The following is a 13,757-nucleotide window of genomic DNA, read 5'->3' as shown; positions in this document are numbered from 1 at the left end:
GCCATGAACGCGCCGTCGCCCGACGTGGCCGCGCTGGCCAGCGCGGCCGGCAACAGCCGGCTCGACGCCACAGGCCTGCGCAAGAGTTATGGCGCACGCATGGTGGTGAAAGACGTGCACCTGGCCGTCGGCGCCGGCGAAGTCGTCGGCCTGCTCGGGCCCAACGGCGCCGGCAAGACCACCACCTTCTACATGGTCGTCGGCCTGGTGCGCTGCGACGCCGGCTCGATCCACATCGACGGCGTGGCGGTCGAGCGCAAGCCGATTCACCAGCGCTCGCGCCTGGGCCTGAGCTACCTGCCGCAAGAAGCCTCGATCTTCCGCAAGCTGACGGTCGAAGAAAACATCCGCGCGGTGCTCGAGCTGCAGCTGGACGAGCGCGGCAAGCCGCTGGGCACGGCCGAGATCACACGCCAGCTCGACACCCTGCTGCACGACCTGAGCCTGACCGGCCTGCGCGATTCGCCGGCCCCGGCCCTGTCGGGCGGTGAACGCCGCCGCGTCGAGATCGCCCGTGCGCTGGCCACGCAGCCGCGCTTCATCCTGCTCGACGAGCCGTTCGCCGGCGTCGACCCGATCGCGGTGATCGAGATCCAGCGCATCATCGGCTTTCTCAAGGCGCGTGGCATCGGTGTGCTGATCACCGACCACAACGTGCGCGAGACGCTCGGCATCTGCGACCGCGCCTACATCATCAGCGAGGGCAGCGTGCTGGCCGAAGGCACGCCCGACCACATCATCGAGAACCCGGACGTGCGCCGGGTCTACCTCGGCGAACACTTCAAGATGTGATGTCGGCCCCCCGGTCCACCTTTGGTGCCCCGGCCCCTGCTGGGCCTGGGGTCGGCGCGGCCGCCTGGCAGCGGCCCGGCGCGGCCGCGCGCGCTGCCTGCAGAGGCGGGCGATGAAGCCCACGCTCCAGGTTCGCCTGTCGCAGCATCTGGCGTTGACGCCGCAGCTGCAGCAATCGATCCGCCTGTTGCAGCTGTCGACGCTGGAGCTGCACCAGGAAGTCGAGCAGATGCTCGAGCAGAACCCCTTTCTCGAGCCCGAGGAAGACGCGACGCTGTTCGACTACAGCGCCAACGAGAAGTCCACGCCCAGCCAGCGCGAAGAGCAGGACGCGCCGGGCAGCACGGTCGGCGAGGGCGGCGACGAACCATCGGGCATGGACTCGGCCGATTTCGGCACCACCGAGCGCGACGACTGGGAGAACGGCACCGAGCGCGACGACTTCGACGGCATCCGCGAATTGCCGTCGGCCAACGCGGCCGGCAGCGGCGGTGACGAAGACGGCCTCGACGCCCAAGACCGCAACACGCCGACGCCGACGCTGCAAGACCACCTGCGGGCCCAGCTGTCCGGCATGCGCCTGTCGCCCACCGATGCGGCCGCGGTGCAGGTGCTGATCGAATCGCTCGACGACGACGGCTACCTCGACGGCACGCTCGAAGACATCGTCGACCGCCTGGCCGATGCGCTGGGCGTGGTGGGTGAAGACGCGCGCGACGACCTGCTCAGCCAGCTGCGCTGCGGCCTGAAGTGGCTGCAAAGCATGGAGCCAGCCGGCGTGGGCGCCGCCAACCTGGGTGATTGCCTGGCGCTTCAGTTGCGCGACACACCGGCCTGCCCGGCGCGCGACTGCGCGCTGACGATCTGCCGCCAACACCTGGAGCTGCTGGCCCGGCGCGACCTGAAGAAGCTGGCCAGCGCCACCGGCGCCGACGAAGCCACGGTGAAGGCGGCGCAGGCCCTGATCGTCGCCTGCGAGCCCAAGCCCGCCCGGCCGTTTGCGCGGGCCGAGAACCTGATCGTCGTGCCCGACGTGATCGTCACCAAGTCCGGCCGCGGCTGGAAGGTGATGCTCAACCCCGACGTGATGCCCAAGCTGCGCGTGTCCGATGTCTACGCCCAGGCTGTGCGCGGCCAGCGCGGCGGCGCCGGCAACAACAGCGGCCTGAGCGCGCGGCTGCAAGAGGCACGCTGGTTCATCCGCAACATCCAGCAGCGCTTCGACACCATCCTGCGCGTCAGCCAGGCCATCGTCGAGCGGCAGAAGGCCTTCTTCACCCACGGCGAGATCGCGATGAAGCCGCTGGTGCTGCGCGAGATCGCCGACGAGCTGGGCCTGCACGAGTCCACCATCTCGCGCGTGACCACCGCAAAGTACATGAACACGCCGTTCGGCACCTTCGAGCTGAAGTACTTCTTCGGCTCGTCGCTGAACACCGACGCCGGCGGCAATGCGTCGAGCACCGCGGTGCGCGCCCTGATCAAGCAGTTCGTCGCCGCCGAAAACACCGCCAAGCCGCTGTCGGACAGCCAGATCGCCGACATGCTCGAAGAGCAGGGCATCCAGGTCGCGCGCCGCACCGTCGCCAAATACCGCGAAGCGCTGAAGATCGCGCCAGCCAACCTGCGAAAAGCAATGTGATGGAGCCCCCACGCTGCCCTCCGGGTTGACGCTGGCGCCATGGAAACACTGAAATGACAAACGAAGCCCCCGCACCGCGCCGGGTGATCAAGGCTGCTGCTGCCGGCCCGCGCAGTGCGGTCGAGCGCGGCACGCTGTTCCTGCCCTGCGCTGCCGGCACCGAACCGTTGCTGGTCGACGAATGCCGCCGGCTGCTGCAGGACCGCTGCCCGGTCGAGGCCGGCCGTGGCGGCGTCTATGTCGATGGTGACGTCGATGCCGCGATGCGGCTGAACCTCGGCAGCCGGCTGGCGCAGCGCGTGTTGTGGCAGGTGGTCGATGGCCCCTATGCGAACGAGCACGATCTGTATGCGATGGCCCGCCGCGTCCACTGGGCCGACTGGATCACCCCGCGCCAGACGATTCGCGTCGATGCCTCGGCCTGGCGTTCGCCGCTGAAGAGCCTGAACTTCGCCGCGCTGCGCATCAAGGACGCCGTGTGCGACGTGATGCGCGAGGCGGCCGGTGAGCGCCCGAGCGTCGACACCCGCCACCCCGACCTGTCGCTGGTGCTGCACCTCGGGCCCGAGCACGCGAGCTTGTCGGTGGATCTTTCCGGCGAGGCACTGTTCAAGCGCGGCTGGCGCGACGCGCAAGGCCTGAAGGGCGAGGCGCCGCTGAAAGAGACGCTCGCCGCGTCGATGCTGGCCGCGGCCGGTTGGCAAGGCCGGCCCGAAGACGGTGGCTTGCTCGACCCCTGCTGCGGTGCCGGCACGATCGCGATCGAGGCTGCGCAGATCGCCTGCGGCATCGCGCCCGGGTTGGCGCGCCGCTTCGCGTTCGAGAAGCTGCTGCCGTTCCGCGCCCACCTGGGCGCCTGGTCCACGCTGCGCCAGCAGGCGCAGAACGCGGTCCACGCCCCCGCGGTGCCGATCTGGGCCGGCGACGTGTCGTTCCGCATGACCGACTTCGCCACCCGCAACGCCGAGCGCGCCGGCGTGCTGCACGCGATCGAGTTCAAGACCGCCGATGCGCTGCAGCGCCCGGCACCGGCCGAGCGCGGCGTGATCGTGATGAACCCGCCCTACGGCGAACGCATCGCGCCCAAAGGCCAAGGCCAGGGCGCGGGCCCGGCACGCGGCGAAAGCGGCGGCGAAAAGTTCGAAGGCGCGGCCGACGCGGCCGACTTCTACGCCCGCCTGGCCGCCCACTGGAAGAAACACTACGCCGGCTGGACCGCGCAGGTGCTGACGCCCGAGCCCAAACTGCCCGGCCTGATGCGCCTGAAGGAAAGCCGCCGCGTGCCGATGTGGAACGGCGCGATCGAATGCCGCCTGTTCCGCTTCGACATGGTGGCTGGAACAAACCGTTGACCTGACGGGACGCGCACAGCGCCGTCCCCTCCAAGTGGCGTGCGCGGATCCGGCTTGCCGGTCCGCTGCGCGAGCCCCCCCGGGGGGCAGCCCCTGGAAGGGGCGTGGGGGCCTGCTTCAGTACATGTAGAGTTTCAGGACGAAGTCCGCGCCGATCGCGCCGCCGCCGCCGATCGGGCCGCCGGCCCACCAGACGTCCACACGGTAGGTGCCCGGCGGCACCAGGCCCGGCCCCGTGCCGACACCCTGGTAGAAGTTCGACGCGATCATGTCGACGTCGTACTCGGCCGACTCGGCGATGGCCGGGCCGTAGATGCCGTACGGTGTTTCGTAGTGGCCGGCCATGTGCATCGGCGCACCGCCGGTCGACGGCGTCAGCGTGACCTGGAACATCGTCAGCGCCGACACCCACGGGTAGCTGGTCTTGCTGCCGACCATCGCGCTGAAGTGCGCGTTCAGGCAACCCGACTGCAGGGTGACCTTGGTGCTCAGCACCGGCGTCTTGTCGAAACGCGTGCTCTCGCCGCCACCGCCGACGGCCGCGAAATTCCAGGCCGTGGTCTTGACGCCTTCGTAGACGGTGTCGAGCACCTGGTTCACCTTGCCGCGGCAGGGCGGATGCACCCCGGCCAGAGCCCGCGGGTCGTTTTCAGACATGAACTGCTCCCGGCTCTGCGCCATCGCAGCACCGGACGTGGACAGCGCAGCCGCGGCCAGCGCGACGGGCGCGAGCGCCTGCAGAAGGCGAGCTTGCAAAGTGGCCATGGTGAAGTCTCCATGAGGGGTTTGGGTAGGCGAAGGTTTGTGAGCCTTCGACCATCGGGCCCTCGGCGTTGCAGCGGGTGCGAGGCGATTCGAGAACCTGACACTGGAAAAGACGCCCTGCGCTGGCGCGAACCGGACACGCGCCCACCCCCCAGTTCATGGGGGTTCAGCGCAGACGCCACCGAAACTCTGCACAGGGGCTTGGCAATCTACTAACTGTTTAGTACTATTTGCGTCGTACTAGTCGACTCGTACTCACCCGCCCCCCAACCGAAAGGCACGAATGACATCGCCCCATCCGACCGAAGGCGAGCTGGCAATCCTGCAAGTGCTGTGGGATCGCCAGTCGCCATGCACCGTGCGCGAGGTACACGAAGCCTTGTCGCATCACAAGGAAACGGCCTACACGACGGTGCTGAAGATGATGACCATCATGGCCGACAAGGGACTGCTGCAGCGCGACGAGAGCGAGCGCAGCCACCGCTACAGCGCGCTGCATCCCGAACCCGAAGTGCAGTCGGTGCTGGTCAAGGACCTGATGCAACGCGCGTTCGCCGGCTCGGCGCTGCAACTGGTGCAACGAGCCCTCGATGTGGACCAGCCCAGCCGCGCCGAATTGGACGCGATCGCTCAGCTGATCGCCGATGCCAAGGCCAAGCGCGGCAAGCGCTGAGGCCTGCGAGGAAGAACACGATGAACACCTTATGGACATTGTTGGAGACCGCGCTGGCGCAGTCTCTGGTAGCCGCGCTGTGGCAGGACGCCCTGTTGGGCGGGCTGGCCGCGCTCGCGCTGTGGACGATGCGGCGCAGCAGCGCAGCGGCCCGTCACGCGGTCGGCATGCTGTTTCTGCTGGCGATGGTGGTCGCACCCGCCTGGCAACTCGTCGACACCTTGCTCGCGCCCGCCGCCGCGTCCTTGGCCGCCGCCGGCTTGCCGGTGCACTGGGCCGGCACGGCCGCGCCGGGCATCGAAGGGAGCATCGGCTACTGGCAGGCACCGGCCTGGCTGGCCTGGGCCTGGGCCGGCGGCGTGCTGGTGATGCTGGTTCGCCTGGGGGGTGGCTGGTGGTGGCTGCGAACGCTCGAGCGGCAAGCCAGCGTCATGCCCGTCCCGCCGGCATGGCTGGCTTGCGTGCATCGCCTGCGGTCGGCACTGGGCATCGCCCGGCCCGTCGCACTGCGTCTGCTGCCCGGCGAAGCCTCGCCTTTCACGGCGCGGGCCTGGCGGCCGGTCATCTGGTTGCCGATCAGCCTGCTGACCCGACTGGCGCCTGAGCAGATCGAAGCGCTGATCGCCCACGAACTTGCGCACATCCGCCGGCTGGACTGGCTCTGGAACGGCCTGCAATGCACGGTCGAGGCGCTGCTGTTCTTCCATCCGGCCGTCTGGTGGTTGAGCCGGCAGGTGCGCATTGAGCGTGAGCAGGCCTGCGACCAACTCGCCGCCAGCGTCTGCGGTGACGCGCTGGTCGTCGCCGAAGCCCTGGCCGCGCTGGGCGAAACGATGAACGGCCCGGGCAAGCTCCGTTCGGTGGTGCCCGTGCTGGCGCAGGCCGCGCAAGGCGGAAGCCTGCAGCAGCGCGTGGCGCACCTGCTGACGGCCGGCCACCCCGCAGCGCCGCGCTGGGGTGTTGCGGCCGTCCTTGCAACGGTGCTTTGTGCCGGTGGTGTCTGGGCTGCACAGGCCGCCAGTGGCGCTGTTCCTGCTGTCCCGGCGACGCCGCCCGCCCCGCGGGTTTCGACCACGCCAGCGGCAGACCCTTGGTGGACCACGGTCGGCAACTCCACCCGGATCCGCATCCACGACAAGGGCGAAGTGCGCGACTATCACGCGTGGGTCTCGGCGAACGGCGAGCACCACGAGACCTTCCGCATCGATGGCCGGCTGGTCGAGATCACGCCCGAGGTGCGTGCATGGATCGACGCTCATCCTCCCGCGGCCGAAGCTCCGCAGCCGCCCGAGCCGCCCGCCCCACCGGAGCCACCCGCCCCGCCGGAGCCGCCCAAGATCAGCGAGGATCCGGCCTACCTGACGGTGCTCGCCGCCGTCCAGCAAGACGCCGCCGCAGTGCAGCGCCTGGGCACACCGATCCAGCTGGCCGATGACTGTGGCCCCTGCAAGATCGACGACGACAGTGCATCGCTGACCTTGTCGGCCCGTGGTCCCAAGGGCCAGGTCACGATCAAGGCCGAGAGTCGCCTCGTCAAGGGCCAGTGGCAGGTCAGCAGCCTGGAGTTGCGGCCCAGCCTGGCGCAGCGCATGGGTCTGTCCCACTGACCTCGAGCTCGCCCTAAGAGCCAAACCACCGATACGCCAGCCCCCGGCGCCGCTCGCGGCCTGCCGGTGGGCAGTCACGCCGGTACGAACCCATTTCCAACCACCACAACGTTCAAAAGAGACACACGATGACACTTCGCTTCCGCCCTGCCGTCCGCTGGACTCTCGCTCTGTCGACGCTCGCGCTGTGCGCCGCGACCGCCTTCGCCCAGCCCGCCGGCTCGCCGCCCGATGGCCCTTCGCCCCAGGCGCCGCTGAACACGGCGCAGCGCAAAGCCATCGTTGACACGCTGGCCCAGCAACTGCGCATCCGCTACGTCTACCCGAACAAGATCGAGCCGGTCGCCAAGCAGCTGCAGGCTCGCTCCGCCAAGGGGGCGTACGAGAACGCCACGACCGTCGAAGCGATGGGCGAGGCGCTCAACAAGGACCTGCGCGAGATCGGCAATGACCGGCACTTCCGCGTCGAGTTCGACCCCGAAGTGCAGACGCTGCCGGTGGGCGCCGAGCCGCCCAAGCCGACGCGGGAGGAGATCGACCAAGGCCGCGAACAGGCCGCGATGATGGGCTTCGGCATCACCCGCATCCAGCGCCTGCCGGGCAACATCGGCTACCTGGATCTGCGCGGGTTCGGCCCGACCGAGTTCATCGCTGGCGGCTATGACGCCGCGATGCTGCTGCTGGGCGGCACCGACGCGCTGGTGATCGACCTGCGCAACAACGGTGGTGGTTCGCCATCGAGCGTCACCTACCTGCTCAGCCACTTCTTCGCCGAGGGCGACGAACGCCACCTCAACGACATCTACGACCGCCCCACCAACACGACGCGCGAATACTGGACGCTGCCGATCAGCAGCCCCCGCTACACCAAGCCGATCGCCGTGCTGACCTCGAAGCACACCTTCTCGGGCGGCGAGGAATGCGCCTACGACCTGCAGACGCAAAAGCGCGCCAAGCTGTACGGCGAGACCACCGGCGGCGCGGCCAACCCGGGTGAGATGGTGGCCCTGGGCCACGGCCTGGCGGCATTCGTGCCGACCGGTCGCGCGATCAACGGCGTCACGAAGAAGGATTGGGAAATGGTCGGCGTGGTGCCGGACGTCTCGCTGCCGGCTTCCGATGCCTTGAGTGCCGCGTACGTCGCTCTGCTCGAGCAGAGCGCCAGCGAGACGAAGAACCCGGAACAGCGTGACCAGGTCAAAGACGTGCTGGCGCGTGCCCAGGCGGGCAAGATCGACCTGCCCATCTACACGCCGCGCCGTCCGCCGGCCCCCTGAGGCGTCAGGCCTGTTGTTGCGCGGCCGCCGCGGCCTCGGCCTGGCGGCTGCGCAACCACCACAGCATCGCCGCCAGTGCCGCCAGCGGCAGCAGCGCGCCGAAGTTCATCGCCTGCCAGCCGCCGGTGGTCACCAGGGCGCCCGAGCTGAACGAGGTCAGCGTCATCGTGCCCAGCACCCAGCGGTCCATCAGCGCCTGTGCGCGCACCCGGTGGCTCGCCGGGTAGCTCTCGGTGTAGAGCGCGGTGCCGCCGATGTAGAGAAAGTTCCAGCCCACCCCCAGCACCAGCAGCGCGGCGGTGAAGTGCATCAGGTCGACACCGTGCAGCGCCAGCGCGATGCAGGCCGCGCTCAGCAGCACGCCGGCGGCCAGCACCGGCAACACGCCGACACGGCGGATCAGCGGGCCGGTGAAGAAGCTCGGCACGTACATGCCCAGCACATGCCACTCCAGCACCCAGGCCACGGCCGAAAACGGGTGTGAGCAGACCGCCATCGCGATCGGCGTGGCGGCCATCAGCAGGTTCATCACGCCGTAGCCCAGCGCCGACGCGGCGATCGCCACGATGAAGGCCGGCTGTCGCGCCACCCCGGCGGGCAAGCGGCCCGCGGCGCCGGCCGGGGCCGGTGGCAGCGCCGGGAACGGGATGCGCGCCAGCGCCAGCATCGACAAGGCGGCAACCACCACCAGCGCGGCATAGGCGCCCGCGAACGGCGCCGCCAGCGCATCGCGCGTGGCCTGCGCCAGCTGCGGCCCGATCACCCCACCGAGGATGCCGCCGGCCAGCACCCACGAGATCGCCCGCTCGCGCCCTTCGGGGCCGACCAGTTCGGCCGCGGCAAACCGGTACAGCGCCGCATTGGCGTTGTAGTAGCCGGCCACCACCGTGGCGGCGATGAGCAGCCAGAAGCTGCCGATCAGGGCCGCCAGCGCACACAGCGCCGACGAGACCATCGCCACCGCCAGCCCCATCTGGAACGCCCGCTTGCGGCCATAGCGCTGCTGGTGCCGCGCGACCAGCCCGGTGCACAGCGCACCGCCCAGCACATAGGCCGTCAGCGGCAGCGTCGCCATCCAGCCCTGCGGTGCCAGCGCCAGGCCGACCAGGCCGTTGATCGCCATGAAGGTGACGTTGTTGGTGAGGAACAGGCCCTGGCACAGCGTCAGCCAGGCCAGCGGTGCGTTGAAACGCCCGGCCGCGCTCACGCCAGCGCCCCGATCAACACCAGGGCCGCCAGCGGCGCGGTGTCGGCGCGCAGCACGCGCGGGCCGAGGCTCACCGGCGTGAAGCCGCGCTGGCGCGCGAGCGCCTCCTCGGCCGTGTCCAGCCCGCCTTCGGGGCCGCTGAGCAGCAGCCAGTCGGTGGCCGGCGATGCCGTGGCCAGGCTGGCCAGCGGCACCGCGTCGTCGGCCAGGCTCAGCACGTGACAGGCCGCGCCCGCCTGCGTCGCGCCGAGCCAGTCGGCTAGGCTGCGCACCGGGGCCACCTGCGGCACCTGCGTGCGCCCGCTTTGCTCGGCCGCGGCCACCGCCACCGCTTGCCAATGCGCCTGCCGCCGCTCGGCGCGTTCGCCCGCCAGCTTCAGCACCGAGCGCGCACATTGCAGCGGCTGGATGGCCGCCACACCGAGCTCGGTCGCCTTCTCGACCAGCGCGTCCATGCGCTCGTTGGCGGGCATGCCCAGCGCCAGCGTCACGCGCCGCGCCAGTTCGCGTGACGCGGGCTGCGGCGCGCCGATGCGCACGGCCACCTGCTGGCGGCCGCTCATCTGCAGCACCTCGGCGGCCCATTCGCCGCCCTGACCGTTGAACAGCGTCAGCGGGGCACCGGGCTGCAAGCGCAGCACCTGCACATGGCGCGCCACCTCGGTCGGCAGGTCGATGTCGTCACCCTCGCGCAGCGGGGCGTCCAGATACAAACGTGGGGGCATCATGCGAGTGTGCCGCATTCACAATCGGCCCCAAGGAGGCACCCGACGATGGACCCGATCGCGAAAGCAACCGAGCTGCTGCAGGCGGCCGACGAATGCCATGACGACCACCCGAGCGCGGCGGCCGTGCTGCTGCGCCAGATCGACGCCGATGCGTTGAACCCCGGGCAGCGGCCACGGTATGCCTTCTTGCTCAACCATGTGCTGGCCGAAAAACTGGGCCAGCCGGCCGAGGCCTGGCAGCGCCAGCAGGCGGTGTTGGCGGCATGCGGCAACGAAGCGCCGCTGCCGGTGCTGCGCCAGGCCGGTGCCGCCGCCCGCATGGCCGGCGACACCGCTGCCGAGGCGGCCCTCGGCCAACGCCTGGCCGACGCCGCCGGGGTCGGCCCCGCGCAGGCGGCCGAGCTGCTGGTGCTGGCGGCCGCCAGCTTCCAGGTGCCGCTGCTGGCGCCCGAGGCCGCCGGCCACGCCACGCTGGCCGCGCTGGCCCCTTTGCACACGCCGGTGTGGCAGCAGGCCAGCGGCCTGGACACGACCGCCGCGGTGATGACCAACAACCTCGCCTCCGACCTGGCCGAGCGGCCCGTGGCCGAGCTGGCGGTCGAGCCGTTGCGCCGCGCCCTGGCCGACGCGGCCGAGCTGTCGCAGGGCTTGTGGCAACGCGCCGGGCAGTGGGTGAACCACGAGCGCGCCCACTACCTGCGGGCCTTCACCGCCAACGCGCTGGGCGACGCCGAAACCGCCGAGCAGCAAGCGCGCGCTGGCCTGGTGCTGCTGGCCAACCACGACAAGGACAACCAGGAGCGGGTCGACCAGGCCTTCTTGCGCTCAGAGCTGTCCCACGCGCTGGCCCGGCTCGGCCGCGCGGCCGACGCCCAGGTCGAGCGCAGCCAGGCCGACGCGCTGATCGAAGCGCTGGACGACGCCGAGATCACCGCCTAGTATCGCCGCCGCGTCGCGCGGCAGCAAGCCCTGGACACCGGCGCCTGAACGCGGTCAGCCCGGCGGCTGGCGAGCAGCGGCCGGGCGAACAGAGAACAAGACGACGCGGGGCGCGGGCGGCCAGCGGGCCGCGGCGACCGGGCGCCGGAGGGTCAGGCCTTGACGGCGCCGATCGCGTAGGTGAGCTCGCCGACCGCGGCCATGCCGTGCTCGGTGCGCAATTGCTCGGCGAACTTCAGCGCCAGGGAGCGCAGTTCGTCGGGCCCGGTGCACTTTTCGACCTCGAGCATGAAGCGGTAGCCGCGCATCAGGCCCAGCTTGGCCTTGCCGACCGAGGTGAGCGCGTCGTACAGCGCGTTGTAACCCGCCATGCGGATGACCTGCTGGGTGCGGGTCCAGTCGGCGTCGTTGCCAGGCGCGGGGGCCGGCGCAGCCGGCGTGGCCGCGGCCCCACCTTCGCGGATGTCGACCGGAATGTCGACCGTCATCGTCTTGGCCACCGCCTTGGCCGCCGGCGTGGCGGCCATGTTGGCCTCGGTGATCAGCCCTTCGGAACGCAGCAGCGCCACGTCGTCGGGCGTGACGCCGTGCACCTGCACCAGCCAATCCTCGATGGTGCGTGAATCGTTGATGACCAGCAGCAGGTTGCGCACCGGTCTGCTGAGCTTGAGCGCGCGGGCCTGAATCTCGGCCTGGCCGGCGGCGGTCCTGATGTAACGAGACGACATGCTCGATCCCAAGAAAGGGTCCCAAACGCGGCTTCACCCCTCCGGCGAGCCCCATGCAGGGCCCCACCGGCGGCGTTCAGCCACCCGGTCAAGCCACCCCCATGAACGGGCCGGAGGTGGCCCCCGGCACTGCAGTGCAGCCCCGGGCGCCCGCCGCTATGACGCGGTCAGGCGTTCATTTTTTGTCGCGCAACTCTCTGCGCAACACCTTTCCCACCGGTGTCTTCGGCAGTTCCGTACGGAACTCAATGATCTTTGGCCGTTTGTAACCGGTGAGATTTGCCTCGCACCAGCCGCGCACGTCGGCATCGGTGATCCCCGGGTCTTTTTTCACGATCACGACCTTCACCGCCTCGCCGGCTTTTTCGTCCGGCACGCCCACGGCCGCGCATTCGAGCACGCCTGGCATTTGGGTGATGACGTCTTCGACCTCGTTCGGGTACACGTTGAAACCCGATACGAGGATCATGTCCTTCTTGCGGTCGACGATCTTGAAGTAGCCACGCTCGTCGACCACGCCGATGTCGCCGGTGCGGAAGAACCCGTCGGCGGTCATCACCTTGGCGGTCTCGTCGGGCCGCTGCCAGTAGCCGGCCATCACCTGCGGGCCGCGGATCGCGATCTCGCCCGGCTGGCCCAGCGGCACCTCGTGGCCGTCGTCGTCCAGCAGGCTCAGCTCGGTGTTGCTGACGGGCAGGCCGATCGTGCCGGTGTAGGCGGTGTTGTCGACCGGGTTGCAGGCGGCCACCGGTGAGGTTTCCGACAAGCCGTAGCCCTCGCAGATCGGGCAACCGGTCTTTTCGAGCCACAACCGCGCCGTGGCCTGCTGCACCGCCATGCCGCCGCCGACCGAGATCACCAGATGGCTCCAGTCGACGGTGTCGAAGTCGGCGTGGTTGGCCAGCGCGTTGAACAGCGTGTTGACCGCCGGAAAGCTGTGGAAGCGCTCGCGCGACAGCTCTTTCAGCACCGCGGGGATGTCGCGCGGGTTGGCCACCAGGATGTTGCAGCCGCCCATGCGCAGGCTGAGCATCATGTTCGTGTTGAAGCCGAAGATGTGGTACAGCGGCAGCGCGCAGATGGTGACGATCTGCTCACCCTGCGGGATCTTCTTGAGCGCCGGCTGGTACCAGGCTTCGGACTGCAGCACGTTGGCCACCAGGTTGCGGTGCAGCAGCACCGCGCCCTTGCTGACACCGGTGGTGCCGCCGGTGTACTGCAGCACGGCGATGTCGTCCGGCCCGACCTTGGGTGCGGTGAACGGCTTGCCGCGGCCGCGCGAGATCGCGTCGTTGAAGCGCACCGGGTTGGGCAGCGAGAACGCCGGCACCATCTTCTTCACCTTGCGCACCACGTGGTTGACGATGGTGCCCTTGATCAGGCCCAGCAGGTCACCCATCGCGGCCAGCACGATCTGCTTGGTCGGCACCGCGTCGATCACCTGCTGCAGCGTGGAGGCGAAGTTCTCCAGGATCACGATCGCCTTGGCGCCCGAGTCCTTCAGCTGGTGTTCCAGCTCGCGCGGCGTGTACAGCGGGTTGACGTTGACCACCACCAGGCCGGCGCGCAGGATGCCGGCCACCGCGATCGGGTACTGCGGCACGTTGGGCAGCATGATCGCGACGCGGTCGCCGCGCGCCAGGCCCAGGCTCTGCAGGTAGGCCGCGAAAGCACGCGACAAGTCGTCGATCAGCTCGAAGCTGAACGACTTGCCCATGAAACGGTAGGCCGGCAGCTTGGCGTGCTTGCGAAAACTCTCGTCGAGCAACGCGACCAGCGAGGCATAGACATCGGTCTTGACCTCGGCCGGAACGCCCGCGGGGTACTGCTTCAGCCAGGATTTTTCCATCCGTCACTACTTTCTTTGTCGACCCGCGATTCTGACCGCCATGGTCAATGCCCCCCATCAGGGGATTCGATAGCGCAATTGGGGGTTAGCCCCTAGAGGTGTTGGCCCCCACGGCAGGAAGTAGAGCCCCCACGCCCCCTTCCGGGGGCTGCCCCCCGAGGGGGCTCGCGCAGCGGACTGGCAAAGCCAGCTCCGCGC

General features: G+C 69.6%; 12 protein-coding genes. 7 read left to right on the top strand and 5 right to left on the bottom strand.

What is annotated here, in order from left to right:
- Nucleotides 1-3: 3 nt before the first annotated feature.
- The 3 genes from lptB to ACE3SG_RS23530 all read left to right on the top strand — a co-directional run bounded on the left by lptB (nt 4) and on the right by ACE3SG_RS23530 (nt 3,786).
- Entirely contained in the window at nt 4-792 is a 789-nt protein-coding gene (lptB, locus tag ACE3SG_RS23540) for an LPS export ABC transporter ATP-binding protein (RefSeq protein ID WP_374568669.1), read from the top strand.
- Nucleotides 793-904: 112 nt separating this feature from the next.
- Nucleotides 905-2,434 carry an RNA polymerase factor sigma-54 gene (locus ACE3SG_RS23535; protein ID WP_374568668.1) on the top strand — a complete coding sequence of 510 codons (1,530 nt, stop codon included), beginning with the start codon at nt 905-907 and terminating at the stop codon, nt 2,432-2,434.
- A gap of 53 nt (nt 2,435-2,487) precedes the next feature.
- Nucleotides 2,488-3,786 (top strand): class I SAM-dependent RNA methyltransferase, encoded by a 1,299-nt coding sequence (locus ACE3SG_RS23530; protein WP_374568667.1) that lies wholly within the window; start codon nt 2,488-2,490, stop codon nt 3,784-3,786.
- A 117-nt stretch (nt 3,787-3,903) separates the two neighbouring features.
- Here ACE3SG_RS23530 and ACE3SG_RS23525 read toward each other — a convergent pair whose 3' ends face one another.
- The gene (locus ACE3SG_RS23525) at nt 3,904-4,551 is read right to left on the bottom strand and encodes a hypothetical protein (RefSeq protein WP_374568666.1); all 648 of its coding nucleotides are present in this window, start codon (nt 4,549-4,551) and stop codon (nt 3,904-3,906) included.
- Between the two features lie 283 nt (nt 4,552-4,834).
- On the opposite strand from ACE3SG_RS23525, the gene ACE3SG_RS23520 reads away from it, so the two are divergent.
- The 3 genes from ACE3SG_RS23520 (at nt 4,835) to ACE3SG_RS23510 (ending at nt 8,108) form a co-directional block, all read left to right on the top strand.
- On the top strand, nt 4,835-5,224 hold the full coding sequence (locus ACE3SG_RS23520; protein WP_374568665.1) for a BlaI/MecI/CopY family transcriptional regulator: 390 nt from the start codon (nt 4,835-4,837) through the stop codon (nt 5,222-5,224).
- A gap of 20 nt (nt 5,225-5,244) precedes the next feature.
- The gene (locus ACE3SG_RS23515) at nt 5,245-6,831 is read left to right on the top strand and encodes a M56 family metallopeptidase (protein WP_374568664.1); all 1,587 of its coding nucleotides are present in this window, start codon (nt 5,245-5,247) and stop codon (nt 6,829-6,831) included.
- Between the two features lie 128 nt (nt 6,832-6,959).
- Entirely contained in the window at nt 6,960-8,108 is a 1,149-nt protein-coding gene (locus ACE3SG_RS23510) for a S41 family peptidase (protein ID WP_374568663.1), read from the top strand.
- 4 nt (nt 8,109-8,112) lie between these two features.
- Here ACE3SG_RS23510 and ACE3SG_RS23505 read toward each other — a convergent pair whose 3' ends face one another.
- Nucleotides 8,113-9,315, bottom strand: coding sequence for an MFS transporter (locus ACE3SG_RS23505; RefSeq protein ID WP_374568662.1), 1,203 nt, complete (start codon nt 9,313-9,315; stop codon nt 8,113-8,115).
- Complete coding sequence (locus tag ACE3SG_RS23500; protein WP_374568661.1) at nt 9,312-10,040, bottom strand: 16S rRNA (uracil(1498)-N(3))-methyltransferase; 729 nt, start codon at nt 10,038-10,040, stop codon at nt 9,312-9,314. Before ACE3SG_RS23500 ends, ACE3SG_RS23505 begins: the two co-directional genes overlap by 4 nt.
- Before the next feature lie 48 nt (nt 10,041-10,088).
- Here ACE3SG_RS23500 and ACE3SG_RS23495 point away from each other — a divergent pair, with 48 nt between their 5' ends.
- Nucleotides 10,089-10,982 carry a hypothetical protein gene (locus ACE3SG_RS23495; protein WP_374568660.1) on the top strand — a complete coding sequence of 298 codons (894 nt, stop codon included), beginning with the start codon at nt 10,089-10,091 and terminating at the stop codon, nt 10,980-10,982.
- A gap of 152 nt (nt 10,983-11,134) precedes the next feature.
- Here ACE3SG_RS23495 and ACE3SG_RS23490 read toward each other — a convergent pair whose 3' ends face one another.
- Both ACE3SG_RS23490 and ACE3SG_RS23485 read right to left on the bottom strand, forming a co-directional pair.
- On the bottom strand, nt 11,135-11,710 hold the full coding sequence (locus tag ACE3SG_RS23490) for a hypothetical protein (RefSeq protein ID WP_374568659.1): 576 nt from the start codon (nt 11,708-11,710) through the stop codon (nt 11,135-11,137).
- 175 nt (nt 11,711-11,885) lie between these two features.
- Nucleotides 11,886-13,559 (bottom strand): long-chain-fatty-acid--CoA ligase, encoded by a 1,674-nt coding sequence (locus ACE3SG_RS23485; RefSeq protein ID WP_374568658.1) that lies wholly within the window; start codon nt 13,557-13,559, stop codon nt 11,886-11,888.
- Nucleotides 13,560-13,757 lie beyond the last annotated feature (198 nt).

It is taken from the genome of Ideonella sp., from assembly GCF_041914305.1.
In the GTDB taxonomy this organism is placed as follows: domain Bacteria; phylum Pseudomonadota; class Gammaproteobacteria; order Burkholderiales; family Burkholderiaceae_C; genus Ideonella.
This window is presented reverse-complemented; position numbering and strand designations above follow the sequence as displayed.

What these genes read in the sequence shown, in the direction of transcription:
- ACE3SG_RS23535 (WP_374568668.1), top strand. Translation starts at nt 905, where the DNA reads ATGAAGCCCACGCTCCAGGTTCGCCTGTCGCAGCATCTGGCGTTGACG.
- ACE3SG_RS23515 (WP_374568664.1), top strand. Translation starts at nt 5,245, where the DNA reads ATGAACACCTTATGGACATTGTTGGAGACCGCGCTGGCGCAGTCTCTG.
- ACE3SG_RS23520 (WP_374568665.1), top strand. Translation starts at nt 4,835, where the DNA reads ATGACATCGCCCCATCCGACCGAAGGCGAGCTGGCAATCCTGCAAGTG.
- lptB (WP_374568669.1), top strand. Translation starts at nt 4, where the DNA reads ATGAACGCGCCGTCGCCCGACGTGGCCGCGCTGGCCAGCGCGGCCGGC.
- ACE3SG_RS23530 (WP_374568667.1), top strand. Translation starts at nt 2,488, where the DNA reads ATGACAAACGAAGCCCCCGCACCGCGCCGGGTGATCAAGGCTGCTGCT.
- ACE3SG_RS23500 (WP_374568661.1), bottom strand. Translation starts at nt 10,040, where the DNA reads ATGCCCCCACGTTTGTATCTGGACGCCCCGCTGCGCGAGGGTGACGAC.
- ACE3SG_RS23510 (WP_374568663.1), top strand. Translation starts at nt 6,960, where the DNA reads ATGACACTTCGCTTCCGCCCTGCCGTCCGCTGGACTCTCGCTCTGTCG.
- ACE3SG_RS23485 (WP_374568658.1), bottom strand. Translation starts at nt 13,559, where the DNA reads ATGGAAAAATCCTGGCTGAAGCAGTACCCCGCGGGCGTTCCGGCCGAG.
- ACE3SG_RS23495 (WP_374568660.1), top strand. Translation starts at nt 10,089, where the DNA reads ATGGACCCGATCGCGAAAGCAACCGAGCTGCTGCAGGCGGCCGACGAA.
- ACE3SG_RS23490 (WP_374568659.1), bottom strand. Translation starts at nt 11,710, where the DNA reads ATGTCGTCTCGTTACATCAGGACCGCCGCCGGCCAGGCCGAGATTCAG.
- ACE3SG_RS23525 (WP_374568666.1), bottom strand. Translation starts at nt 4,551, where the DNA reads ATGGCCACTTTGCAAGCTCGCCTTCTGCAGGCGCTCGCGCCCGTCGCG.